The 24,816-nt window shown below is 63.4% G+C and carries 20 protein-coding genes; 10 read left to right on the top strand and 10 right to left on the bottom strand.

Annotated elements, in window-relative coordinates; genetic code table 11:
* Nucleotides 1–34 precede the first annotated feature (34 nt).
* The 5 genes from egtA to egtE are packed head-to-tail and all read left to right on the top strand — an operon-like array spanning nt 35 to nt 5,418.
* On the top strand, nt 35–1,324 hold the full coding sequence (egtA, locus tag EET13_RS27175) for an ergothioneine biosynthesis glutamate--cysteine ligase EgtA (protein ID WP_122445155.1): 1,290 nt from the start codon (nt 35–37) through the stop codon (nt 1,322–1,324).
* Entirely contained in the window at nt 1,321–2,622 is a 1,302-nt protein-coding gene (gene egtB / locus EET13_RS27170) for an ergothioneine biosynthesis protein EgtB (RefSeq protein WP_122445154.1), read from the top strand. Before egtA ends, egtB begins: the two co-directional genes overlap by 4 nt.
* Nucleotides 2,622–3,320 carry an ergothioneine biosynthesis protein EgtC gene (egtC, locus tag EET13_RS27165; protein ID WP_122445153.1) on the top strand — a complete coding sequence of 233 codons (699 nt, stop codon included), beginning with the start codon at nt 2,622–2,624 and terminating at the stop codon, nt 3,318–3,320. The genes egtB and egtC overlap by 1 nt, the downstream gene beginning before the upstream one ends.
* Nucleotides 3,320–4,285, top strand: coding sequence for an L-histidine N(alpha)-methyltransferase (egtD, locus tag EET13_RS27160; RefSeq protein ID WP_122445152.1), 966 nt, complete (start codon nt 3,320–3,322; stop codon nt 4,283–4,285). The genes egtC and egtD overlap by 1 nt, the downstream gene beginning before the upstream one ends.
* Nucleotides 4,282–5,418: an ergothioneine biosynthesis PLP-dependent enzyme EgtE gene (gene egtE / locus EET13_RS27155; protein WP_122445151.1), complete on the top strand. Its 1,137-nt coding sequence runs from the start codon at nt 4,282–4,284 to the stop codon at nt 5,416–5,418. Before egtD ends, egtE begins: the two co-directional genes overlap by 4 nt.
* A gap of 18 nt (nt 5,419–5,436) precedes the next feature.
* Here egtE and EET13_RS27150 read toward each other — a convergent pair whose 3' ends face one another.
* Complete coding sequence (locus EET13_RS27150) at nt 5,437–6,129, bottom strand: class I SAM-dependent methyltransferase (protein ID WP_122445150.1); 693 nt, start codon at nt 6,127–6,129, stop codon at nt 5,437–5,439.
* Between the two features lie 24 nt (nt 6,130–6,153).
* The gene (locus EET13_RS27145) at nt 6,154–7,638 is read right to left on the bottom strand and encodes a glutamate-cysteine ligase family protein (protein WP_122445149.1); all 1,485 of its coding nucleotides are present in this window, start codon (nt 7,636–7,638) and stop codon (nt 6,154–6,156) included.
* 96 nt (nt 7,639–7,734) lie between these two features.
* Between EET13_RS27145 and EET13_RS27140 the strand changes: the two genes are divergently transcribed.
* The 3 genes from EET13_RS27140 to glpK are packed head-to-tail and all read left to right on the top strand — an operon-like array spanning nt 7,735 to nt 9,949.
* Complete coding sequence (locus EET13_RS27140) at nt 7,735–7,950, top strand: antitoxin (protein WP_122445148.1); 216 nt, start codon at nt 7,735–7,737, stop codon at nt 7,948–7,950.
* Entirely contained in the window at nt 7,947–8,384 is a 438-nt protein-coding gene (locus tag EET13_RS27135; protein ID WP_122445147.1) for a TA system VapC family ribonuclease toxin, read from the top strand. The genes EET13_RS27140 and EET13_RS27135 overlap by 4 nt, the downstream gene beginning before the upstream one ends.
* 38 nt (nt 8,385–8,422) lie before the next feature.
* The gene (glpK, locus tag EET13_RS27130) at nt 8,423–9,949 is read left to right on the top strand and encodes a glycerol kinase GlpK (RefSeq protein ID WP_122445146.1); all 1,527 of its coding nucleotides are present in this window, start codon (nt 8,423–8,425) and stop codon (nt 9,947–9,949) included.
* 107 nt (nt 9,950–10,056) lie between these two features.
* Here glpK and EET13_RS27125 read toward each other — a convergent pair whose 3' ends face one another.
* Entirely contained in the window at nt 10,057–10,752 is a 696-nt protein-coding gene (locus EET13_RS27125) for a PadR family transcriptional regulator (RefSeq protein WP_122445145.1), read from the bottom strand.
* Nucleotides 10,753–10,880: 128 nt separating this feature from the next.
* Here EET13_RS27125 and EET13_RS27120 point away from each other — a divergent pair, with 128 nt between their 5' ends.
* Nucleotides 10,881–11,252, top strand: coding sequence for a DUF1700 domain-containing protein (locus EET13_RS27120; RefSeq protein ID WP_122445217.1), 372 nt, complete (start codon nt 10,881–10,883; stop codon nt 11,250–11,252).
* Here the strand turns inward: EET13_RS27120 and EET13_RS27115 are convergent, their stop codons facing one another.
* The 5 genes from EET13_RS27115 to EET13_RS27095 form a co-directional block, all read right to left on the bottom strand.
* Nucleotides 11,253–12,188: an RDD family protein gene (locus tag EET13_RS27115; protein WP_122445144.1), complete on the bottom strand. Its 936-nt coding sequence runs from the start codon at nt 12,186–12,188 to the stop codon at nt 11,253–11,255.
* A gap of 134 nt (nt 12,189–12,322) precedes the next feature.
* Nucleotides 12,323–12,901, bottom strand: coding sequence for a nucleotidyl cyclase domain-containing protein (locus tag EET13_RS27110; protein WP_136623269.1), 579 nt, complete (start codon nt 12,899–12,901; stop codon nt 12,323–12,325).
* A gap of 302 nt (nt 12,902–13,203) precedes the next feature.
* The gene (locus tag EET13_RS27105; RefSeq protein WP_122445142.1) at nt 13,204–13,680 is read right to left on the bottom strand and encodes a hypothetical protein; all 477 of its coding nucleotides are present in this window, start codon (nt 13,678–13,680) and stop codon (nt 13,204–13,206) included.
* 151 nt (nt 13,681–13,831) lie between these two features.
* Nucleotides 13,832–14,770 (bottom strand): SAM-dependent methyltransferase, encoded by a 939-nt coding sequence (locus tag EET13_RS27100; protein ID WP_425294279.1) that lies wholly within the window; start codon nt 14,768–14,770, stop codon nt 13,832–13,834.
* 534 nt (nt 14,771–15,304) lie between these two features.
* Nucleotides 15,305–16,159: an enoyl-CoA hydratase gene (locus tag EET13_RS27095; RefSeq protein ID WP_122445215.1), complete on the bottom strand. Its 855-nt coding sequence runs from the start codon at nt 16,157–16,159 to the stop codon at nt 15,305–15,307.
* A 639-nt stretch (nt 16,160–16,798) separates the two neighbouring features.
* Between EET13_RS27095 and EET13_RS27090 the strand changes: the two genes are divergently transcribed.
* Complete coding sequence (locus EET13_RS27090; protein WP_136623268.1) at nt 16,799–19,504, top strand: helix-turn-helix transcriptional regulator; 2,706 nt, start codon at nt 16,799–16,801, stop codon at nt 19,502–19,504.
* Nucleotides 19,505–19,550: 46 nt separating this feature from the next.
* On the opposite strand, the gene EET13_RS27085 is transcribed toward EET13_RS27090, so the two are convergent.
* Together EET13_RS27085 and EET13_RS27080 are read right to left on the bottom strand one after the other, a co-directional pair.
* Nucleotides 19,551–21,464 (bottom strand): putative bifunctional diguanylate cyclase/phosphodiesterase, encoded by a 1,914-nt coding sequence (locus EET13_RS27085; RefSeq protein WP_122445140.1) that lies wholly within the window; start codon nt 21,462–21,464, stop codon nt 19,551–19,553.
* 16 nt (nt 21,465–21,480) lie between these two features.
* Nucleotides 21,481–23,610, bottom strand: a complete 2,130-nt coding sequence (locus EET13_RS27080; RefSeq protein WP_244604137.1) for an Rv1355c family protein — start codon at nt 23,608–23,610, stop codon at nt 21,481–21,483.
* Nucleotides 23,611–24,816 lie beyond the last annotated feature (1,206 nt).

Here is a 24,816-nt window from a genome sequence, read left to right as displayed (position 1 = left end):
TCTCGATAGCCGCAGGCCCCGGAGGAATCGTGATATGACGTTTGCCCCCAGCACTGCTGCGGCAGCGCAGCTGGACAGCGCCGGTGACAGCGACGGGGAGATCGCCTCGTTGGAAGTTGCGGGGGCATACATCGCCGAAAGCTGCCTCGTCGACGGCCCGCTGGGGCGGGTCGGGCTGGAACTGGAAGCGCACTGCTATGACCCCGCCGACCCGTTTCGCCGGCCCAGCTGGGACGAGATCAGCGACGTTCTGGACTGGCTGAGCCCGCTGCCGGGCGGTAGTGCGGTCAGCGTCGAGCCCGGCGGAGCTGTGGAGCTGTCGGGTCCGCCGTGCGACGGCGTGCTGGCGGCCATCGACGCGATGAACCGCGACCAGGCCGTACTGCGGTCGGCCTTCGCCGACGCCGGCCTGGGGCTGGTATTCCTGGGCGCCGACCCGCTGCGGCCGACCAAGCGAATCAACCCGGGCGCGCGCTACCGCGCCATGGAGCAGTTTTTCGCCGCCAGCGACTCCGGGGCAGCCGGGGCGGCCATGATGACGTCGACGGCTTCCATCCAGGTCAACGTCGACGCCGGTCCGCAGGCCGACTGGGCGGCGCGGGTGCGGCTGGCGCATGCCCTGGGACCGACGATGATCGCGATCGCCGCCAATTCCCCCATGCTGGGGGGCGAGTTCTCCGGTTGGCGGTCTACCCGGCAGCGGGTATGGGGCCGGATGGATGCTGCCCGCTGCGGGCCGATCCTGGGCGCCAGCGGGGACGACCCGGTCACCGACTGGGCGCGGTATGCCCTGAAGGCTCCGGTGATGCTGGTGCACAATCCGGACGCGGTCGCGGTGACCCACTACGTGCCCTTCGCCGATTGGGCCGACGGCAGGGTCCGGCTCGGCGATCGCCGACCGACCACCGCCGACCTGGATTATCACCTCACCACGCTGTTCCCGCCGGTACGTCCCCGGCAATGGCTGGAGATCCGTTACCTCGACAGCGTGCCCGCCCCGTTCTGGCCCGCACTGGCGTTCACGGTGGTGACGTTGCTCGACGACCCAGCTGCAGCCGGGGTGGCCGCTGAGGCCGTCGAGCCGGTTGCCACCGCCTGGGACACCGCTGCCCGCATCGGGCTGGAAGACCGGCGCCTCTACGAGGCGGCCGGTCGATGTGTGGCCGTCGCCGCCGAGCGCGCGCCGGCGGAGCTCAGCGATGCGATGCAGGCGTTGGCAGACAATGTCGAGCGGGGCCGCTGTCCCGGTGACGACTTTGCCGACCGGGTCATCGAATGCGGTCTTGCGCAGACGGTGGCACGGCTGGCACGAGGAGAATCGTGACCGCACGCGAACGGCTGGCCGGCGACCTGGAGCGGGCCCGGGCGCGCACGTTGCGGCTGGTCGACTTCGACGATGCCGAACTGCGCCGCCAATACGACCCGTTGATGAGCCCGCTGGTGTGGGATTTGGCGCACATCGGTCAACAGGAAGAGTTCTGGCTGCTGCGCGGCGGCAGCCCGGACCGGCCCGGCATGCTGGCGCCGGCGGTCGACGGCCTCTACGACGCATTCCAGCATTCGCGCGCCAGCCGGGTCGAGCTGCCGTTGCTGTCGCCGGATCAGGCGCGGTCCTTTTGCCGGACGGTTCGCTCGGCGGCGCTGGATGCGTTGGACGCTCTGTCCGACGATCATCCCGGCGACCCGGCCGGCTTCGTGTTCGGCATGGTGGCCAGCCACGAATACCAGCACACCGAGACCATGTTGCAGGCGCTGAACCTGCGCACCGGTGCGCCGCTGTTGCGCGCGACGTCCGTGCTGCCCCCGGGCCGGCCGGGCGTGGCGGGAACATCGGTGCTGGTGCCCGGTGGCCCGTTCGTGCTGGGCGTGGACGCCGAGAGCGAGCCCTTCTCGCTGGACAACGAACGTCCCGCCCATGTCGTCGACGTCCCAGCCTTCCGGATCGGGCGGGTTCCGGTCACCAACGGCGAATGGCAGCAGTTCGTCGACGACGGCGGCTACACCCAATCGCGGTGGTGGTCCGAGCGTGGCTGGCAGTACCGGTTAAGCGCCGGCCTGAGCGCGCCGCAGTTCTGGAGCTCCGACGGGCGAACTCGCGTCCGGTTCGGCTACCTCGAAGACCTTCCCGCCGATGAGCCGGTCCAGCATGTCACCTACTTCGAAGCCGAGGCGTACGCGGCGTGGGCCGGTGCCCGGCTGCCCACCGAGGCGGAGTGGGAGAAGGCGTGTGCGTGGGATCCGGGGACCAACTCGCGGCGTCGCTACCCGTGGGGAGCGCAGCCGCCGTCAGCCGCGCACGCCAATCTCGGTGCCGTGGCGCTGCGACCGGCGCCCGTCGGCGCCTACCCGGCCGGGGTGTCGCCCTACGGGGTCGAGCAGATGCTGGGCGATGTCTGGGAGTGGACCAGCTCACCGCTACGACCGTGGCCCGGATTCGTCCCGATGATCTACGACCGGTATTCCCAACCGTTTTTCGACGGCGACTACCGGGTGCTGCGCGGCGGCTCCTGGGCTGTCGAGCCGGCCATTCTGCGGCCCAGCTTCCGCAACTGGGACCACCCGTACCGCCGGCAGATCTTCGCCGGTGTCCGGCTGGCCTGGTCGGTCGAGGATCTTGTCTGATGTGCCGGCATCTGGGTTGGCTCGGCACCGAGATCGCCCTGTCGGCACTCATGCTTGAACCCCCCCAGAGCCTACTGGTGCAGTCCTATGCGCCGCGGCGGCAAAAGCATGGCCTGATGAACGCCGACGGCTGGGGCGTCGGCTTCTTCGACGGCGCGGTGCCGCGGCGCTGGCGCAGCGCGGCGCCGCTGTGGGGGGACGCGTCGTTCGGTTCGGTAGCACCGGGGTTGCACAGCCATTGCGTGGTGGCCGCGGTCCGCTCGGCGACCGTGGGGATGCCGATCGAGATCAGCGCCACCGCACCGTTTACCGACGGACAGTGGCTGCTGTCGCACAACGGCGTCGTCGACCGCAGTGTGCTGCCGCTGACCGCTACGGCCGAATCCGTCTGCGACAGCGCAATACTGGCGGCCACCATCTTCGAGCGCGGCCTGGACGCGCTGGCCGTCACCATCGCCGAGATCGGTACTGCCGACCCGCTCGCACGGCTCAACATCATGGCCGCCAACGGATCTCGGCTGCTGGCTACCACCTGGAACGAGACGCTGTCCATTCTGCGCCGCCCCGATGGGGTGGTGCTGGCCAGTGAGCCCTACGACGACGACTCCGCTTGGCAGGACGTGCCGGACCGCCATCTGGTGGAGGTCACCGCGGATCGGGTCACGCTGACCGCCCTGGACGCCACGAAAGGACTTTGATGACGTTGTCGCTGTCGAACCATCTGGCCGAGGACTCGGCGTATCAGGCATTGTGCCGCGACGTTTCCGGCGGGCTGCAACAGACGCCGAAGTCATTGCCCCCCAAGTGGTTCTATGATTCCGTCGGCAGCGACCTGTTCGACCAGATCACCCGGCTACCGGAGTACTACCCGACGCGTGCCGAGGCGGGCATCCTGCGTGCCCACTCGCCAGGCATCGCCGCCGCCAGCCAGGCCGACACCCTGGTCGAACTCGGCAGCGGCACCTCGGAAAAGACGCGGATGTTGCTGGACGCCTTACGTGATCGCCGATCGCTGCGCAGATTCGTGCCGTTCGACGTCGACGCCGGCGTGCTGTCGGCAGCCGCGACCGCCATCAAGCGTGAATATGACGGCATCGAAATCCACGCTGTTTGTGGTGACTTCGAGGAGCACCTGACCGAAATCCCGGCCGGCGGCCGGCGGTTGTTCGTGTTCCTGGGCTCGACGATCGGCAACCTGACACCCGGCCCGCGGGCGGAATTTTTGGCGACGCTGGCCGGGGTGATGCGCCCCGGTGACAGCCTGCTGCTGGGCACCGATCTGGTCAAGGACCCCGGCCGGCTGGTTCGGGCCTACGACGATGCCGCGGGGGTGACCGCCCGATTCAACCGCAATGTGCTCGCGGTGATCAACCGGGAACTGGACGCCGATTTCGACCTCGACGGCTACCGGCACGTGGCCCGCTGGAATATCGACGAGGAGCGGATCGAGATGTGGCTTCGCGCCGACAGTGCCCAGCACGTGCGAGTCGGCGCCCTGGATTTGACCGTCGACTTCGCCTCCGGCGAGGAGATGCTGACCGAGGTGTCGTGCAAGTTCCGGCCCGACGGCATCGCCGCCGAGCTGGCCGCCGCGGGACTGCGGCGCACCCGGTGGTGGACCGACGACGCGGGCGACTTCGGCTTGTCCCTGAGCGTGAAGTGAGCACCCTGGCTAAGCGATGGCGGGCGGCGCGCCCACCGGTCGCGGGCCTGCACCTAGACAGTGCCGCATGCTCGCGACAAAGCTTCGCGGTCTTGAATGCCACCGCCCGCCACGCGCTGCACGAGTCCGAGGTCGGCGGGTATGTCGCAGCCGAGGCGGCCACCGCCGCGCTGGACGCCGGGCGGGCTGCGGTGGCAACCCTGTGCGGCATGCCCGGCGCCGAGGTGGTGTTCACCACCGGCTCGCTGCACGCGCTGGATTTGCTGCTGGGCAGCTGGCCCGCAGGAAGCGGGACGCTGGCCTGCCTGCCCGGCGAATACGGCCCCAACCTGGCGGTGATGGATGCACACGGGTTCGAGGTGCGGTTCCTGCCGACCCTCGACGACGGCCGGCTCGCGCTCGACGATGCGGCGTTCGACCTCGAGGAGAATCCGCCCGATCTGGTGCACCTGACCCCGGTGGGTAGCCACCGGGGCACCGTGCAGCCGCTGGCGCTGATGGCCAGGCTCTGCCGCGAGCTGCAGCTGCCGCTGGTTGTCGACGCCGCTCAGGCGCTGGGCCAGGTGGACTGCGCGGTGGGTGCCGACGTTACCTATTCGTCGTCACGCAAATGGCTCGCCGGGCCGCGCGGGGTCGGGGTGCTGGCCGTGCGACCGGAGTTGATGGAGCGGCTGCGTCCCCGGCTACCGCTTCCGCAGTGGGCACCGGCGCTGTCGGTGGCGCAGCGCCTGCAGTTCGGTGAGGCTAATGTTGCTGCGCGCGTGGGCTTTTCGGTGGCGATCGGCGAGCACCTGGCCTACGGCCCGGAGCTGGTGCGGGCCCGACTGGCCGAACTGGGCGGCATCGCCCGTACCCTGCTGGCCGACGTGGACGGCTGGCTGGTGGTCGAAGAGGTCGACGAGCCGAGCGCACTCACCACGTTGGCCCCGGCCGACGGCGCCGACCCGGCGGCGGTACGGGATTGGCTGCTGGCGGAGCGGCGAATCCTGACGACCTACGCCGATGTGGGGCGCGCGCCGCAGGAGCTGACGGGGCCGGTGCTACGCATCTCGCCCCACCTGGACACCACCACCGAAGACCTGGAGGCTTTTGCCGAGGCGCTGATCGCGGCCACCGCGGCGACTTCGGTCTAAGGCCTAACGGGTGCCAGGTCAGCCCGCCTTGTGTGCGCTCAGCAGATAGGCGGGCATCTTCATCCGGCCCTTCTCGTCGTGGGGATGCGGCGGCATTTCGAACGGGGCTCCGGCGGGAACCTGCGGCACGTTGGCATGGATGAACGCCGGCCGGATCTCGTCGATCTCCCAGTATTTGCCCACCGCGGACCGCAACTCGTCTTCGTCGACTTCGTTGGGTTTGGTTTCGAATTCGGCCGGGAACGCGCCCTTGGCGAACACCAGCACGTAGTAGTTGGCGCCTGGGGCCGCCGCGCGATACACCGCGCTCAGGTAGCCGTCGCGACCCTCTACCGGCAGCGAATGAAACAGCGTGGAGTCCAGCACGGTGGCGAAGCGGCCCGCGGAGCCGGGCGGATAGCCGGCGAAGTCGGTGATGTCGGCCCGCACGAAGCTGGCCGTAGCCAGCCCCCGTTCCTGGGCGGCCTTGGTGGCCGCCGCGACGGCGGTGGGCGTGAGGTCGATGCCCACCACGGTGTAGCCCTCGGCGGCCAGCGCCAACGACAATTCGGCGTACCCGCATCCGGCGTCGAGGACGTCGCTGCGTACCTTCCCGGCCGCGATCAACGCAGCCAATTCCGGCTGCGGCTCGCCGATATTCCACGGCGGCGGCCCCTCGAACACGCCCTGCTGCCGGTATGCGCTGTCCCAGTCCATCACGTCAGAGGTCATGGCTTTCAACCTACTCGCCAGCTGTCAGCACTCCCAGGTGTGGACCGGCTCGTTGGCGTGCATGTGCTTGCAGTAGCGGCGCAGCATCTCGGCCAGGGCCGCACGCCGGTTCATGCCGCCGTCCTGCAGCGCGCGCACCGTGGCGACTTGCCAGCTGGCGCCGTTGCGGCCGACGGTGGCCCGGCCCTCGATGACCCCCAGGAAGCGGTCGCGCACCTCGGCGTCGACACCCCAACGCCGCAATCCCTCGTGAGCCATCGGCAGCAACGTGCTCAATACCAACTCCTGCGTCGTCACCTCGCCCAGGCCCGGCCAATGCATCAGGGCATCCATCCCGTGCCGCGCGGCTGCGAAGAAGTTCGCTTGCGCCGCAGCGAAACTCATTGTGTTCCAGGGCGGCTGATCGGCTTCGGCCAGGCTGCGCAGCGCGCCGTAGTAGAAGGCCGAATTGGCCAGCATGTCGATGACGGTCGGTCCGGCCGGCAACACCCGGTTCTCCAGTCGCAGATGCGGCCGGCATTCGCCGGCCACTTCCGAGACGTCGTACACCGGCCGGTTCCACCGGTACACCGTGCCGTTGTGCAGGCGCAATTCGGCGAGCTGCGGCACCCGCCCGGCCGCGAGTTCGACGACCGGATCCTCGTCGGACACCTCCGGCAGCAGCGACGGAAAGTAGCGGACGTTCTCCTTGAACAGATCCAGGATGGAGGTGATCCACCGCTCGCCGAACCACACCCGTGGCCGCACGCCCTGGGTCTTCAGTTCCTCGGGCCGGGTATCGGTGGATTGCGCGAACAGCTCAATCCGGGTTTCGGCCCACAGCTGGTGGCCGAAGAAGTAGGGGGAGTTGGCGCCCAGCGCAAGCTGCGCCCCGGCCAGCACCTGAGCCGCGTTCCAGTGGGCGGCGAAATCGGCCGGAGCCAGCTGCAGATGCAATTGCATACTGGTGCAGGCTGATTCGGGCGCGATGGAGGCCGCCTGCCAGCTCAGCGGCTCGGGCCCGGAAATATTGATCGGGATATCCTCGCCGCGGGCGTCGAATATCGAGTCGTTCAACGCCACGTAGCGGGTGGATTCGCTCATCCAGCCCTCGGTCAGATGTTCGGGCATCAGCGTGGGCAGGATGCCGATCATCACGATGTGGGCGCCGTCGGAACCGGCCTTCCGCTCGGCGTCGTTGAGGCTGTCCCGCACGTCGGCCTCCAAATCCAGGCCGGAACGCCCGGACAGCAGTCGCGGTGGCACGTTGAATTCGATGTTGTAGGCGCCCAATTCGGTCTGGTAGGCCGGATCGGCGATCGCGTCCAGCACCGCCCGGTTCGACATGGCTGGCTGGTAGTCGCCGTCGACCAGATTGCATTCGATCTCCATCCCGGTGAGGGGCAGCTCGGAGTCGAAAGTGCATTGGGCAAGCATCGTCTCGAAGACGTCCAGACAGATCTGCACCTTGCGCCGGTATTCCCGCCGGTGTGTGCGGTCATACGCGGTGCGCTTGACCTCTTCGCCCACAACGCCGATGCAACCGGTTTACCGCCCGCAGCGCAACCAACACGACCGGCAACACGGCGGGCGGCATCAGATGTTTACATGGCTAGCATCTGATGCATGAGGACCACGATCGACATTGACGGCGACGTATTGCGAGCCCTCAAGCGGCGCCGGCGCCAGGAGGGCAAGACGTTGGGGCAGCTGGTTTCGGAACTTCTGGCCCAGGCGCTGGCCGCCGAGCCGCGTCGCAGCGCCGATATCCAGTGGGCGACCGCCGACCTGCGGCCGAGGGTCGATCTCGAGGACAAGCACGCCGTGCTGGACAGGCCATGAGCGAAACCTTCGGCGTCGACGTCCTTGTCCACGCAACGCACCGCGGCAGCGCGTTCCACGAGACGGCGCGGGTACTGGTCGAGCGCTTCCTGACCGGGCCCGGCCTGGTCTACCTGCTGTGGCCGGTCGCGGCGGAATACCTGCGCATCGTCACCCATCCGGCGCTGCTGGATGTGCCGTTGGCACCCGGAGCCGCCGCCGGCAACATCGGTCAATTCGTGTCTCGAGCCCACGTCCGGACGGTCGGTGAGGGCGAGGACTTCTGGGGCGTTTACCGGCGAGTCGCCGATGTCGTGCAGCCCCGGGGCGGTCTGGTGTCCCAAGCCCACATAGTGGCGCTGATGCACCAGCACGGGATAGCCACCATCTGGACCCGCGACCGCGACTTCCGCAAGTTCGAGGGGATCACCGTGCGCGATCCGTTCGCTGGGTGACACGATTACGCCAAAGTCCACGCCCCGGAGGAGCGTAGTTGGCCGAGTCCGCTGAATTCGTAGCCGCTATCGATCAGGGCACCACCAGCACCCGCTGCATGATCTTCGATCACCAAGGCGCCGAGGTGGCCCGTCACCAGCTCGAGCATGAGCAGATCCTGCCCCGCGCCGGCTGGGTCGAGCACAACCCGGTGGAGATCTGGGAACGCACTGCCTCGGTGCTCATGTCGGTGCTCAACACGGCCGATTTGTCGTCTGAAAGCATTGCGGCACTGGGGATTACCAATCAACGGGAGACGACGCTGGTGTGGAACAAGCACACCGGCCGGCCATATTACAACGCGATCGTCTGGCAGGACACCCGCACCGACCGCATCGCGGCGGCGCTGGAGCGCGACGGCCGCGGAGAGGTGATTCGCCGCAAGGCGGGGTTGCCGCCGGCGACCTACTTCTCGGGCGGGAAGTTGCAGTGGATCCTGGACAACGTCGATGGGGTACGAGAAGCCGCCGAACGCGGCGATGCGCTGTTCGGCACCCCGGACACCTGGGTGCTGTGGAATCTGACCGGCGGGCCGCGCGGTGGCGTGCACGTCACCGACGTGACCAACGCCAGCCGGACCATGCTGATGAACTTGGAGACGCTGGACTGGGACGACGAGCTGCTGTCGTTCTTCGCCATCCCGCGCGCGATGCTGCCGGCCATCGAACCGTCGTCGCCGCTACGGCCCTACGGCGTCACCCTGGACACCGGGCCGGTGGGCGGCGAAGTGCCGATCACCGGTGTACTCGGCGACCAGCATGCGGCCATGGTCGGTCAGGTGTGCCTGGACGCCGGGGAGGCCAAAAACACTTATGGCACCGGCAATTTTCTGCTGCTCAACACCGGCGAGACGATCGTGCGATCAAAGAACGGGCTGCTGACTACCGTGTGCTACCAATTCGGTGACGCCAAACCCATTTACGCCCTTGAGGGTTCGATCGCGGTCACCGGATCGGCCGTGCAGTGGCTACGTGATCAGCTCGGCATCATCAGTGGTGCTGCGCAGAGTGAGTCGCTGGCGCGGCAGGTTCCTGACAACGGCGGGGTGTATTTTGTACCCGCGTTCTCCGGATTGTTCGCTCCCTATTGGCGATCCGACGCCCGTGGTGCGATCGTGGGCCTGTCACGATTCAACACTAACGCGCATCTGGCCCGCGCGACGCTGGAAGCTATCTGTTACCAGAGCCGCGATGTGGTTGACGCCATGGAAGCCGATTCCGGTGTGCGCCTTGAAGTTTTGAAGGTCGACGGCGGCATCACCAGCAACGACTTGTGCATGCAGATCCAGGCCGACGTGCTGGGCGTGGATGTGGTGCGGCCGGTGGTCGCCGAAACCACCGCGCTGGGCGCGGCCTATGCGGCGGGTCTGGCGGTTGGCTTTTGGTCGAATCCCTCTGACTTGCGGGCCAATTGGCAAGAGGACAAGCGCTGGACGCCCCAGTGGACTGACGAGCAGCGCGCCGCCGGATACGCGGGCTGGCGCAAGGCGGTGCAGCGGACACTCGACTGGGTGGACGTGTCCTAAGTAACCTTCGCCACGAGCTCACAAATCTTGCTCCCGGGCCACCCGACGAGATGGACCCAACCGTGGCTTCGGTTTCGGCGCAAAGCCCTTCTGCGCCAAGGGCTCCTTTATTCTTCCCCGAGAATGCCGTAGATCTCCCGGCGTGCGTTATTGATGATGTCGACAATGCGCTGCTGTTGTTCGCCGCTGGCGGTGTGCGCCGATTGCATCACCGCGCCGAACAATTGACCCATGGCCTTGCGCAAGTTGATATGGCCGGGGGCCACGCCTTCGGCGATCTCCTCCCACGGAGGGGTTTCGACCTTTTCGGCCGCCGCCCGGCCCTCGTCGGTCAGCTCGAACAGCTTCTTGCTGCCGTCGGACGCGCCGGCACTGACCAGGCCTTCGTCGTCGAGCAGTTGCAGCGTCGGATACACCGAACCGGGGCTGGGTCGCCATAGACCATTGCTGCGCTCGGCGATCTGCTGGATCATCTCGTAGCCGTGCATCGGTCCTTCGCTCAGTAGCACCAGGATGGCCGCCCGCACGTCACCGCGCCGTCCGCGGCCGGGCCTGCCGCGACGCCACCCGCCGCGCGGACCGCCGGGGCCGAGCCCGAACCCGAATCCGAAGCCCGGGCCGACACCGGGGCCCAAGCCGAATGGCGCATCATCGCCGGCATGGTCGCGGAGGTGATCGAAGAATTCGCGGCGGGCATGTCGCCTGGCGCTGTGCAGGGCGCGCCGTTGTGTCGGGCCGGGACCGAAGCCGAACCCGGGGCGGGTGTCGAATGGCTGGTCGGGGGAAGCGAAGAGGTTGTTCATGTCTGTTCCTTATCTTTGGGGGGAAGGCCCGTGCCGATACAGTGACGATATATCGCGACAGGACGCGATGCAACGACGACGGCGAGTGCCGGTTTGAGATCGTCGATGACCGGGTATCTCCGCAGGTCATGAACGGCAGAATTCGCCTGACGGAAACCGGTTCCCATGGCGTTGCCGATCCGAAGCCGGGCAACAGGCGGCCCCGCATGTGGATCACCTGGGTGCTCGCCTTGTTGACCGTGCCGGGCGCCGCGATCGTGATGCTGTTCGCTCTCGGCGCGGTGATGAGCACTGATGCCTGTAGCGAAAGTCGATGCCCCAACTTGGGCGCCGGGATCGACTTCGGTGTCTTGTTCTACGGTGCGCCGGTAGTGGCTTTGTTGGTCATCGCTACCACCGTCTTCACTGCCAAGATGCGTTTCGGCATTGCGGTTCCGCTGGTCGGCTTGGGGCTACTGGTTGCCGACGTGGCCATCCTGGTCGCGACCGTCGCGCAGTAGCTAGCTCGGCGGCGAGAATCCACCGGGCGGGGGCTGCTGCGGCCAGGGTTGCGGCGCGTCCGGCTCCGGCCACGGAACGGCCGGCGGTGCTGCGTACATCGGTGGCTGGGCCGGCCATGGGGCCGGGGCCACTGACGCCGGTGGCCACCCCTGCCCCGGCATCGACTGCATCGGCGGACCCACCGTCGGACCCATCGCTACACGGAGCCGAGCCAGCTCGCGGCGGTGTCGTTCGGCAAGCACCGCGGCCAGCGCCAGTTGCGGCGGAACACCCGGCGGGGGCGGCGGCGCCACCCGGGACAACACGTCGGCGGCAATCCGGTATGCCATTTGCTCACGCAATAGCGGATCCAATTGTGGTGCGCGGGAGAGGAATTGGCGCGCGACTTCGGCCTGACCGGCGGTGAGCCCCGACAGCTGCAACGACGATGCCCACCACGCCAGCGCCGGCGGCATCGCCGGCGGCGGCCCCAGCCGCGGAGCACGCTCGCTGACCACGATGGTGCCGGCGAACATATCGCCCACCCGTTTGCCCTTCGGCGACACCATGCTGCAGATCACGGCCGGGCTGCCCAGCAGCATCCAGATCTCCACCACCGACGCGAGCGCCCGAAACAGCGCCTGACGAAAACGTTCCGGACCGCCGTCGTCAGACACCACGCGCAGTCCCATCACGATCTTGCCCACCGACCGGCCCCGCGTCGCGGTCTCGATGGCCACCGGGTAGCCGACGAACGCCAAAACCGTGAACATGATCAGGAATGCGATGGTCAACGCCTCGTCCAATTGACTCAACGCGGCCGCCCACAGCATCAGCCCGAGCAGGTAGCCGATGAACATCACCGTCATGTCGATGATCGCGCTCACCGCGCGCACGGGCAGCTGGGCGATCTGTACATCCAGCACCACCGCGTCCCCGGTCACCACCTCCGACATACCTGGGAACGCTACAGGTTTTGCGACCTGCCGCTTGCTCAAGCGAGCTTTTGCCCGGGCTCGGTGTACCCCCGAGCGAGATATCGGTGCGGTTCGACGGCCAAGACCGCCGCACACGCGGTTTCGTCCCGCTGCTATGCGGGCGTCGACGTGGGGACCCATCGTTTGAGCGAGAAATCGCTGCAAAGGTCGGTATGGCACACCTGAACGACCTCCTCGAGACCTTCGCGATCCACTACATATGCGGTCAAATTCAGCAGCCAAGCACCGTGCGGAAGGCGTCCGTGTACCGACTCCTTGGTTGTATGGGATAACACCGTCTGACCGCGGTCGGCAAAATCGCGAAGTGCTATGGCGTGGCTCATCGTCGCATGGGTACAGAACGGACCAAGCTCACCGGTATGAATCCCGATCCTGGGCTTGACCGATGCAAGCGCGGTTCGCTGTAGTTCCAGGGCGGCAGCCACCGCATCGCTGGCGTCCTCGAAAACGACGCCAAACGTACCGATCTCGCCAGGATCGGTGAAGTACGCCCCGTAGTATGCCGCGATGGCGTCGGTTGCTTTCCGATTCAGCTGGACCACGTCGCTCGTCATCGCATGCTCTAGTCCGTCAACGCGACTCAACACTAGCGTCACCTCCCCTTTCGATGAGATGCAGGTTGATCCCGTAAGGTAGCCGTTCATCTGGAGTTTTCGTGTTGATTGGGCCATAGCTACCATGGTCTGGCAATGTCGCCAAAAAACCATCGGCAATAGCGCTTAGCCAGGCCAATTTCCGCGCGTATCTGTGCAGCGGCGTTGTGCAGCCACCACTTTGAGAGATTGCACGCCGAAATCGGTAGCCGCCTAGGTGGTTTGCCGGCTAGATCGGGACGAATGTCTGGATTGGGCTGTGCACCGGGCACTCTCCAATGTGGGGCTTGGAACTGGTGCTTTGCCGCGGGACGCGGAATGCCGCGATATCGTTTGTCTGCATCCGTGCAGCCTCGTCTGCGCGGTATGGGGCGTCAGCGTCAGTTCTGGTCGTTGTTATCACTATCCATGCGAGTCAATTCAATGGGTCGGCTGCTGAGATCGTTGAGCATGTCGATGAGATCCCAGAGGTCAACCGTCTCAACGATGACGGGGGTGTTATTGCCGATGAACGGGTTGGCGAGGCCATCGTCGTAGTTGTTGCTATTGGCGGCGAACACGTTGAGGTAGTTATCGTCATCGGTATCTTCGAAGCTTGTGGAGCCATTAAGATTGTCATTCGTGCAACTGTCGGCTTTGTATCTATCATAATCAGCGAGGGCAATTGTGAGTCTGCCGGCGCTGAGGTTAGAGCCGTAGTTGGTAGCGGCATCCGCGGTGGCGGCAATACCGCTGGTCAGAACCAATGCTCCCAGCGCCGCGCTGGCAGCGCGTTTACGCTGGTGCGAGTTGGAGCGCTCTAGGTCAGATCCGTTGTCTGAGGCGGGCTCTTGGTGTGTCTTTGATGCGCGGATCATGTTATTACCGTTCTTTATTGGTGCGATCATGCATCGCGTGGGCGGTCAACAAAGCTGGCTTGCGGGTTAACCTCCTCGCGGCCCAGAGCGCGCTGATGAGTTGTGAGTGCACCGGCCATCCGTGCGGCTGACCGACCGCCGATAGCCGACGCTATCGCCGCTCCGCGGTCACGAAATCGGCGAAGGCGTCCTTGTCTTCAGCGATCGGCCCACCGCCATTCCAGCGGTGTAGACGGCGCAGTTCGTCGCGGGAGTTTCGCGCCGTTGCGTGCCAGCCGTGAGTGTTTAGCCAGTCCGTGACGACCGCTCGATCTGGGTCGTTGTACATGAGATCCTGCAGGTGCGTCGGCTGCACGAGTCCGAGTTCAGCGGCGATGTCGCGAAACCGTTGCCGCATCTCTTCTCTGCTTCCTTTGGCGTAGCTGGCCGCTGTTTCCACCGCGAGCCGGCTACCTACCGCGCTGAGCTCGCCGATCTGGCCCAGCAACCGGTCTTGAGCGTCGGCGGGTAGAAATACCAATAGCCCTTCCACCAACCAGGCTGTCGGCAGCAAGGGATTAAAACCCGCGCCCCACAGTGCCGCGGGCCAGTCGTGGCGTAGGTCTACGGAGACCTCGCGGAGGTCTACCGCGGGCGCAACACCTTGGGACGCTAGAATTTTGAACTTGTAGTCCAGTACTTCGGGCCGGTCGATCTCGTAGACCGTGGTGCCGGCCGGCCAGTCCAGCCGGTAGGCGCGCGAATCCAAACCGGACGCGACGATCACCACCTGGCGGATATTTCGTGTGACAGCATCGGTGATGTATTCGTCGAAGAATTGCGTCCGAACCGCCTGATAGCTGCGCAGGCAATCAAGGTATGCGGCGGTCCCGGGATCGGCGGATTTGAGCTTGGCAAACAGCGAGTCGTCAAGCAGCGCTTTCCAGATGCCGATGCCGGCATCTGCAATCAGGAGCCGGGCGTACGGATCTCGGATCAGTGGATCAGGCTGGCCGGTTTCGCTGGCGCGAGCCGCAGCCGCCATGGCAGCGGTCATGTCGAAACCTGTTTTGCCGTCGCGGAGGTCGGCGTCGGTGCGAAGTCTGCTCAACGTGTTCTCCTAATCAACTCGCAGGATGAGTTCGCGGTCGCGGAGAGCTTCGTGGGGATCTTCGGGGGGATCTTCGTGGGGATCTTCGCGGGGATCTTCGCGGGGACAGAGGTCTGTTGCTGCTTGGCGAAGATCGGCTCAGCCGGGCACACGCCCTACAGCGTGCAGCGATGACCAGCGGGACAACATCAGCAAAAGTGCGTACATACACTGCGATCACGCACAAATCGATACGTCGCAGATTGAGGGGTGCCGCCGCCTAGTTTGGTCTTGGAAGACGCGGTCGACAGCCGCTAACGAGAAGCCCAAGCAGCCCTGCGGGACGTCTGTGGCCTCCGCTGCCGACCCGCAACGCACCGGCGCGCCGATCAGATCCCATAAGGCGGGCACGGCGAACACCGTCGCACACAGAGGCCAGCATTGCCGAGGGGGCTGAGGCGGGGGTGGGATAACGAAAAATGCCAACTCAGAGTTGTTGCGCGACAACATATTCCGATTGATATGTGCGCGTGTGAAATCGTGCCGCCGACGAGCTTATCGGCAGTCAGCAAGTACGGGCAGACGGTTCTCGGCGCGCGCGCCGACTGCTTCCTCGCAATTGCTTGTAAGCGAACGAACGTAGAGCTGCCCGAGGCCTTCGGCCCCCATGCGTCCGTCCACATTGGCAGCGTCGAGGCTGCTCCACAGTGTGCGCTTGGTGAATTCGGTGCCAATCCTCGAAAGTCCTGCAATTTGGCCGGCCATCGAGAAGCAATAATCCAACAGGTCTTTATCGGCCACCCGGCAAGATGCCAGCCCGATTCGCTCCGCCTCCGAGGCATCGACGTCTCTGCCTGTCAACATCAGTTCGAACGCTCGCGAAGACCCGATTGCCCTAGGGAGCAAGTAACTTAATCCGAGTTCGCTGCCTGTCAGTCCGTTTCTAATGTCTGCGGCGCGAAAGTAGGCGTTGTCCGCTACGACTCGGATGTCGGCAGCTAGCGCCAAATACATTCCGCCGCAGTGAGTCGCGCCGTTGACGGCAGCGATCACCGGCTGGTGCATCCGTCGCAACTGCCAGGTCACCTCGTCGAGTATCTTCTGTGCTCGTAATGCATCGTCCAGCCGCGGCAGTTCATGCGGCACTTTGCCGGCAAGCTCTTCGTCGGCACCCGTGCAAAAACCTCTGCCAGCACCAGTGAGTACCACAACTCGCACGGAATTATCGACATTGATCTTTTCTAGTGTTTGTTTCAGGGCGACGACGAGCTCGAATCCCAAGGCATTCATTCGGTCTGGCCGATTGAGGACTATTAGCGCTACGTCGGGACGTGGGTATTCCAGTACCACTGGGGCGAGCGTCGGAAGGGTGTCCAGGTGCGAGAGGTTGGTCGTATCGATCGGATGCATGCCTGGAAGTATGTTGCGCTCTGATGCCAGGAACATCCGCTAAACCGCGTACGAGATGGGCGTTTTCGCTTGCCTCAGACCAGCCCGCTCGTAGGGCGGGGCGCTCAGATATCTGCGGCCACGGCCAGAATCGGAACCATTGACGCCATGCGCGGAGACGCATCTCGGGTCGACAGGGTGCATCGACGTGGGGATTCCAGGCGGCCGCACTGCGCCGATATCCCGTCGGCACAGATCTGTTCGGCGATCAATGTGTGGTACCGGCGTTCCCTTTGCGTCGCTGCAGCAGGTGGATGATGCGCAGTGAATGGTCCGGTCGGGCTCGGATACGTCATCGATCGCTTCCGGGCAACGAACGCGTCCGCGCCTTCGGCGAGGCCTGGGGGTGGACCCACCGGTTCGGAGTTACAATGTTGACCGACTTGGGTGAAAGGCGGTTGAGAAGGCTCATTGCGGTGAGCCACAATTTGCCATCGGCCCTGCGTCCGGTAATTACGAGCGCAGCAGACAGCACGTTCAGGTTTGTGCTTGGCTAAATTACAATTAGTCGCCACCTTGTGGCAAGGCAATTATGGTGAAATCCAACCAGACGTGTTCGTCGATCATCTTCAATCCCAGCGTCTTCAACGTTAGAGAAACTTGGAGAAGAAGTTGAATTTGGAGTCCAAAAGTTTCTACATCACCAGTTTTATTGGTCGAAGTCAGCAAATCCACGAGCTTCGCGAGCTTTTGGCTACGTGCCGACTCGTTACGGTGAACGGTCCCGGTGGGGTCGGAAAGACCCGGCTGGCTATCGAGATTTCGAGCATGCTCGAATATCCCGACGGTACCTGGATTGTGGATCTGGCCTCAGTCACCGATCCGACAGTTGTACCAACAATCGCGGCCCACGCACTCGGTTTGATGGACCACCCGAATCGCACGATGGTGAACACCCTTAGTCGGTTCATTGGCGAGCGCAGGATGCTTATGGTGTTGGACAATTGTGAGCATCTTGTGAGCGCATGCCGAGCATTAGTGGTTTCGCTGCTAACTGTGTGCCCGGGCTTGACAGTTCTGGCGACTAGTCGCGAATCGCTCGGGGTGGCAGGTGAGATTGTCTGGTATTTGCCGTCCCTGCCGGTTGCCGACGAGGCGATTGAACTGTTTGTCGAGCGGGCGCGCTTGGTTCAACCGACTTTCGAAGTTACTGATCAGAATCTCCGCACAATCTCCGAAATTTGTCACCGTCTCGATGGCATTCCGTTGGCGATCGAATTGGCGGCAGCACGAGTACGGTCTTTGTCGGTGACGCAGATTGCCGATAGTCTAGACGATCGCTTCCGGCTGTTAACCGGCGGCCTAACCGCGATGCCGCGCCAGCAGACTTTGCGCGGTTCGATGGATTGGTCACATAATCTATTGTCTGCGAGCGAGCAAATTATGTTTCGACGGCTCGCAGTGTTTCCAGGCACTTTCGACTTGGCCGCGGTGGTGGCCGTTGCCGGAGATGGCTGCGAGCCTTTTGTGGTGCTTGATCAGCTCACGATGCTCGTCGATAAGTCTTTGGTGGCGGTCGAGAAGCTTCAACGCCAGGCGCGATATTATCTATTGGAATCAGTTCGTGAATACGCCAGAGAAAAGCTCGTTGAATCCGGTGAGATCGGATTACGGAAACGGCACGCGGATTATTACACGCAGTTGGCTGCAAGCCTGGACATGTCAGCGGGCAACGGGGGTCCGTTGTTTGTCGAGGTGGCGGAGTCCGAGATGGAAAATTTTCGTGCGGCCTTCATGTGGAACCGAGACAAAGGGCGAATTTCAGCTGCATTAACTCTCGCATCCTTACTGCAGCCGGTATGGCTCGGCCGGGGCCGCCAGCACGAAGGTCTGGCCTGGCTGGATTCGATTCTAAGAGCCGAATACGACATTCAGTCCGAAATAGCACCCGGAGTCTGGGCGCGGGCGCTTGCGGACAGAGTCTTGCTCAGCACGTTGTTGGCATCGAGTGCAGTTAGCGTGCCAACCGTCCTCTCGCAGGCACAACAAGCGCTGGCGCTAGCGCGTGAAGTCGGTGATCCGGCTGTATTGACTCGGGCGCTGGTCGCCTGCGGCTGGTGCAGTGGTTACGACCCGAGCACGGCTCAAGAATACTTCGGCGAAGCCTTGGAGGTCGCGAGGGCACTCAACGACAGGTGGTCGCTGAACCGAATTCGCTACTGGCGGTTGGCCTACGCTTGCATGGCAGGCGATCCGACAGAATTGCGAGGAGCGAGCCATCAAGCCTTCGAACTTTCCAACGCTATCGGGGATCGATTCGTTGCGCGGCAATGTCGTTTGTGGGAGTGCGCGGCGTATGCGTGGGAAGGTCATCTGGCCGAAGCACTTGCGCGATGCTGTGAGGTTACTGTCGAAGCCGAGGACGCCACTGACATTGTTACCCAATCACTAGGCCTATACCTGCAGGCGTGGTTGTCGGCTCACAAGGACGGCCCAGCGGCCCTGGCCACGGCCGATGCTTGTGTGAAATCCGTAAGTGAGTTAGGCGAAGTCTTTGAGGATTGTGCTTATTCAGCAGTGGTTTACGCGGCCTTGGCCGCAGGCAATATCGACGCCGTCGAGGTCTACAAGCTCAGCTTGCCAAATCTCGTACCTGAACGACAGTTGCCGATACACCATGTAATCGCGGCGCAGTTGGCCTTGGTACAAGGTGATGTGGCTACTGCGCAACAACTGGCGGACCAGGCCGCAAGTTCCACCAGCGGATGGCATCTCATGGCGGCTCTGCAAACACGCGCTCGCATCGCGATCATGCAGGATCGACTCGGTCAGGCACGGGAGGACATCCACGCCGCTGTGACTTGTGGTGTCAATTTGCAGGTATATCTGGGGATGGCTGACCTGCTGGAGCTGTTGGCCTACTTAGCCGCGGAGGCGGGTAGTCACCACGAAGCGGCGCGACTTCTTGGCGCCTCAGCAGCCCAACGAGACCGTACCGGCGAAGTACGCTTCAAGGTCTGGGATGGCGACCATGAAGCCTCGGTGGCGAAACTGCGTGACGCAATGGGTAGCGAAGACTTCGATTCCGCCTGGGTGGAGGGTAGCGCAATGTCGATCGACGAAGCGATCGCTTACGCTCAGCGGGGTCGGGGCAAACGTACACGTCCTGCGACCGGATGGGCATCTTTGACCCCAGCCGAGCACAATGTCGTTAATTTGGTTACGAAAGGAATGACTAACAAGGAAATCGGGAAAAAGCTCTTCCTTTCGCCGCGCACTGTGCAAACACATCTGACCAAGATTTACGGCAAGCTCAACATCACATCACGTGTACAACTCACCCAGGAAGCCGCGCGCCACCGCTGATCATGACGCCCGATGTTTGTCAATCCGCTGCGGGCAGCAGGTTCGTTCAGGCGAGCGCGGGCGGCCGACTTGGCATCCAAGGTATCGGTCTTGCCGCGACGCCATCAGCCTCGGTCGCGCGGATGGCACCCGGTAAACCCGGTGGGGGATTGATGCCTTTGCCCAGCATCGATTCCATCGCCGCGCCGTCGAGAGGGCGCGAGAACAGAAATCCCTGTGCGCGATAACAGCCCAAGTCCAGCAGTATCTCCCCCGCAGAGGCGGTCTCAACGCCTTCAGCGACCACTTCGAGTCCAAATTCCTTTGCTAGTGCCATGATTGCTCTCACGATCACCAGATCGCTTCTGTTACTACCGAGTTCGGCTACGAACCCCTTGTCAATTTTGATGGTGTCAACCGGCAGGGATTTCAGATGGGTGAGTACGCTGTAGCCAGTGCCGAAGTCGTCGATGGCGAGGTGGACTCCGATCTCCTTTAGCTCGCAAAGTGTCTTGCGAGTAGCTTCGAGGTCTTGGACCACTGCACTTTCAGTGATTTCCAGGCAGATCAGATTGGCGTCGAGGTTGAACTGATCCAGCGTACGGGCCACCGTGTCAACGAATCCTCCGGCTACCAGTTGCACTGGCGAGACGTTGATGCGCAATAACGCATCAACGCCCACACCGGCCGACCGCCATCGACGGAATTCTGCGCAGGCCAAGCGCATCACCATTCGGCCCAGCTTGCCCGCAAGATTGATGGATTCGGCTACCCTGATGAATGAGTCAGGTAACAGCAAGCCCCGTGTCGGGTGTTGCCAGCGGACAAGCGCCTCAGCGCCTAGAATCTTGCCGTTGCGCATGTCTATCTCGGGAAGGTAATGCAGTACCAGGTCAGTATCGACCATCCCTGCCAGGTGCAATTCAACGTCCGTTTGCAGTGCATGTTGTTTTCTCACCTCGTGGTTGAGAACGACAACCTTACCGCCGCCAACGCTTTTCGCGGACAGCGCCGACTGATCGGCCCTCCGCAGCAGCTCTGACGCGGTGTCGTGTCCCGGGAGACCGCTGGCAACACCGATGCTCACAGTGCGCGTGAGTGCCTCTCCATTAATCACCACTTGCTTTTTTAGCTGTGTCTGCAGGCGATGTGCAAACAACGCGGCAGCATCGATCGACATCGGCTCGGCAGGCACCACTACGAACTCATCTCCGCCAAAACGGCCCACGCACGCTGAGTCTTGGGTTGCCTCGCGCAGCCGGTGGGCAAGGATCTTGATCAGTTGATCACCAGCGGCGTGACCGAGATAGTCGTTAACCAGTTTGAGCCGATCGAGATCGAGGAAGAGCAACGACACCGGGCCGGGCTGACCGCTTGCCAGCCGATGATTGAGATGAGCTGTTAGAGCTCGTCGGTTCAGCAACCCGGTCAGATCATCATGGTCCGCCAAGTATCGCAATTGTTCTTCGGCAACGATACGGGCCTGCAACTGGGCGAAAAGAGTTGCGATCGCCTGCAGGGCGTGCAACTCGTCTGCGTCCCATTGCCGGTCACCGTACTTGACGAAGCCGAGGACGCCGGTAGTGACCGCTCCGGACAGCAACGGTACGCACGCTACGGAAACAGTCGGTACGGCAGTGCCTTGCTGGATGCGACGTTGGTATTCCGCATTGGTTGGTTCGGGATGAAACACGAGTGGGTCTTTGGCGTGCTCGCACAGGGCGAAAATCGGATCTGCGTCATCGAAATACACGACGCCGATCGGATCGGGGTCGGGCACATGATCGCGTTGCGGCCACTCCGCGACCAGCCTCGTCGCACGGATGTTGTGATCGTTGTGACGAAGAAAGCCTGCATCGACGCCGAAGTGACTTACCAAGTCGGCTAGCACGCGTTTACTGATCAAATCCGCGGTGGCCACCGTGGCCACCATGAGCTCCGAGGCCACCGCAGTGACAAGCTCGTCTAGGCAACGGGTCATGAACTAATCCAGCTGCTCACAACGACAGCACCCGGATGCGATCAAGACTGCGGCGGCTCCGCACCGAGGTGGACCCGGCGGTCGTTAATCGCAGCACCAGCGCAATGGAGTCTTGGGGCGACACGGAGAACAAACTGTGAAAATCGCTGCGCAGCTTGCCCAACTCGTCAGCGAACTGGGCAGACAATGCGTGCAGCTCGCTCGCGTCATGGGCGTAGATAAATGCTGGCGAAATCGGCTGCACGCCAAGCAGGTAACGGTTTGCGGCGATCCATACGGCCTCAACCGCAGATCCGCCGCGAGCATAGTCGGTCAACGTACACCCAGCGACCAAGACCACGGCGAGTGCCGAACTGGCTGTGATGCGACGGTGAGTGTCTTGGCCCAGTGCAGTGCCGGCGTTCCATTGGGCCAAGAGCTCCATCACGTCGGTACGACGCAGCAGATCCAACTCAATAAGCTGATCGCTAGCCATTTCGAGGCTGCACACCTCAATACCAGTGTCCGGAAATGGATCTCCCGGCCAGCGCAGCTCCGACATCATCTCCGCGTGTAGCTGGGGCGTCAAAAAACGGATACGGTCAGCAGCAGCCATAATGGTAGCCGCACGAGCGATATCGCCTCGTGTGGTCAACAAATGCACACGCGCGCCTTCAGCGGCCGCCGCTTCGGCAAGCACGTCGATCGTTTCGACCGGGATCGGTGTCGGTTCGCCGTGGTGGCGGTTGGTCTCGCGGGCGAGCATTGATTCATAAATGGCGGCCAGCTCGTGATTTTGTCCGCTTTCCAAAGTCAGAGTAGCCCGCAGCGGCGTTCCACCTTTGTTTTCAGCCATACTCGCGTGCCCGAGGACACCATGCGCAGCGGCTGCAACCTTGGCGTTGAACAACGCTGCCCCTACCGCGACTGCGCTGGCACGATAACCGACATCAAGGCTAACCGTGTGCTCCGGCGCGATGTCAATCACCAGGGCATCGGAGCGGGCTTCGATGCGCCAGGGCTGTTGGTTACCGCCTGAAGGCGCGCGGATCGCGGCTGCGCCGATGACATCAGCAACCCCGGTCACCGGGTGTTGTGTATGCTTCGTCGACTTCACGGCATCGTGCCTGCATGGGTCCGGCTCGGTGAGCTGGTCGAGCGCTGCGGCGATGTCGATACGAGTGCGACCCGAGTGTAGCTGCTCGCCAAGACCGATTCGACGCACCGCTTCGGCGAGTGCCGAAGCTCCTAGTGTCACTTCGCCGGCCAGCTGGGGCCAGGTCGACAGTGTGTGATCGATCTCGACTAATGAAGCCGCGCTGCGGGACGACAAGCATCTGGCTTCCAGGAAGCGCAGGATGTACGGGATCTTCTTACGGTTGCTCATCGCCGAGAGCGATCGGACATCAAGGTCGCCGAGCAATCCGTGCAAAATTGGGCGCTGCGGCTCCAGATCGAACCGCTCAACATCAACAAGGCCGCGGTCGCTAGTGGCCATCAGCACCGGGATGCCGCGGCTGCGGGCGCCTTCACGTAGACAAGCCTTGATTTCGAGCGAATCGCATTCCTCCACAACGATATCCAGGCCGTCTAGGAATTCATCAACGGTATCGAAGGTCAGGCCAGAGTCAAACACGCGAACTGTCAGATAAGGATCTAGTTCGGCGATGCGGCGCGCAGCTACCTCGGCCTTATTGGTTCCAAGGTCGAACACCGTGGCGGGCACCCTGTTGAGGTTAGACAGCTCCAGAGAATCGAAATCCGCCAAACGAAGTTGCCCGCATAGGCCTTGGGCGGCAAGCGTATAAGCGATCACATGCCCCACGCTTAACCCAGCGACCCCGATGCGCAGCGCACCCAACCGAGCCTGCTCTTCGGTAGTAATCCCATTGCGGTTGCGATCCAACCGCAGGGTGCGAAACGCGCGCGGGCCCAGCACCGCCACGACGGCCCGTCGCCACGGGTAATACACCCACCGGCTCGGTTCGTCGGCCAGCTCCGGGTCGGGCGTTGGTCGTAAGCCCACCAACTCCTGTAGTTGTCGGTCCAGATGATCAACAAATTCGACGGTGGGATCGGCGCGAAGTCGGCTTAGCACTGCGGCGTCAGCGGGGTGGTCGGAAGCTAGAACCCGTGCGGGCAGGTCTGAATCGGGGTTATTACTCACAGATGGGTTCCCAAGGCTGCGCCCCGACGGCCCGTCGGTATCCATCTGGTAGTCCCACGTTCATCAGCCATCCAATCCGCCGCCATAAGATGTGGGTCGACCAGCCAGCGCACCCCAGCCCGCGGGATCAACTGGCCAGTCCCGCAGTAGCCTGATCCGTCGCAAAGTGGTCGCCGAACCATGGCTTGGTTCGGGAAGCCGCACCGCATGCATTGCCGCCGATTGCGGGTGTTCATGCGCAGCGAGTTGCGGCGCTGAGGACCGAACGCCGACGGCCCTTGGGCGATGTCATATCGCGTTGCACAATTGGCACCCTGAAACGACCTGTTAAGCCACGCTTGGTCGTCCCGCTCGTGCGCGCTTGGCAACATGATTGCGAGTTGTTGCAAGCGGGCACTGGCGTGCACTACCTCACATGACCGCACGGTATCGGCACGCACGCAGCGCTGGCCTTCGCCGCCTACCATCTCGGCTGCGGTCATGCTCGCAGTTCCCCTCACATTCCGACGGACCCGCAGCCGGGCAACCAACCGCATCAAATGCGTCTCACAGCTCACCAGAACAGGGCGTGAAAAACCTCAGCCAAAGTGCGTATATTTTCCCGCCACTTTCACGAGGTGTCGGTTCCGGTTCAAACGCGAGCAGGTGATTCCGGTCGAAAATTGAGCCGCCTCGATGGGCCAATGATTGTCGTGGAGGAGTTGGCCGTGATCCGGCGTTGTATCGGTCGGAGAACTTGTCGCTTGCGATGATCGCACGGCAGCTGGGCTCATCGCGGAACACTGGGACCAAGGCGCTGGACTTGGAGTCTTGGCCGAGTTGGTGGTGGGCAGCGGCTGCGGCGAAGCTGGCGTGAGCGCAGCTCGAATCGACGATGAGCCATAGACGACGGACGCCATTCCGTGGCGTCGCTCCTTCGGGAGGACGGCAACAGCCCCCCAGCCGTTGCCCATGAAGGAAAGCTTCGGAGCTTAGTCGAGTGCCGTGTCGTGCTCGCCTGCTCGACCTATGAAAGGGATCTCGAACGCGCAGACCACGGCTGATTTCGAGGCTGATCTGCGCTGGCTGTACAGCCAGCGCGCCCGTCATACTTGACATAACGAACATCGGGTGTCGACTCGGAGGCGCCCCCGATGTTTTGCAGACAACTTTGGAAGGAAGGGTCCCCTCTCTGTCAACCTTGAGTGAGACACTTCGACCCGAAAT

The organism is Mycobacterium attenuatum (genome assembly GCF_900566085.1).
GTDB lineage: Bacteria > Actinomycetota > Actinomycetes > Mycobacteriales > Mycobacteriaceae > Mycobacterium > Mycobacterium attenuatum.
The sequence above is the reverse complement of the archived record's forward strand: the minus strand, read 5'-3'. Positions and strand labels throughout refer to the sequence as shown.

Excerpts from the sequence above, each read along its gene's own strand:
- EET13_RS27120 (WP_122445217.1), top strand. The coding sequence starts at position 10,881 with ATGAACGGCAGAATTCGCCTGACGGAAACCGGTTCCCATGGCGTTGCC.
- egtA (WP_122445155.1), top strand. The coding sequence starts at position 35 with ATGACGTTTGCCCCCAGCACTGCTGCGGCAGCGCAGCTGGACAGCGCC.
- egtD (WP_122445152.1), top strand. The coding sequence starts at position 3,320 with ATGACGTTGTCGCTGTCGAACCATCTGGCCGAGGACTCGGCGTATCAG.
- EET13_RS27085 (WP_122445140.1), bottom strand. The coding sequence starts at position 21,464 with ATGACCCGTTGCCTAGACGAGCTTGTCACTGCGGTGGCCTCGGAGCTC.
- EET13_RS27140 (WP_122445148.1), top strand. The coding sequence starts at position 7,735 with ATGAGGACCACGATCGACATTGACGGCGACGTATTGCGAGCCCTCAAG.
- EET13_RS27110 (WP_136623269.1), bottom strand. The coding sequence starts at position 12,901 with ATGGCCCAATCAACACGAAAACTCCAGATGAACGGCTACCTTACGGGA.
- EET13_RS27135 (WP_122445147.1), top strand. The coding sequence starts at position 7,947 with ATGAGCGAAACCTTCGGCGTCGACGTCCTTGTCCACGCAACGCACCGC.
- egtC (WP_122445153.1), top strand. The coding sequence starts at position 2,622 with ATGTGCCGGCATCTGGGTTGGCTCGGCACCGAGATCGCCCTGTCGGCA.
- EET13_RS27105 (WP_122445142.1), bottom strand. The coding sequence starts at position 13,680 with ATGATCCGCGCATCAAAGACACACCAAGAGCCCGCCTCAGACAACGGA.
- EET13_RS27125 (WP_122445145.1), bottom strand. The coding sequence starts at position 10,752 with ATGAACAACCTCTTCGCTTCCCCCGACCAGCCATTCGACACCCGCCCC.
- EET13_RS27150 (WP_122445150.1), bottom strand. The coding sequence starts at position 6,129 with ATGACCTCTGACGTGATGGACTGGGACAGCGCATACCGGCAGCAGGGC.
- EET13_RS27115 (WP_122445144.1), bottom strand. The coding sequence starts at position 12,188 with ATGTCGGAGGTGGTGACCGGGGACGCGGTGGTGCTGGATGTACAGATC.
- EET13_RS27095 (WP_122445215.1), bottom strand. The coding sequence starts at position 16,159 with ATGCATCCGATCGATACGACCAACCTCTCGCACCTGGACACCCTTCCG.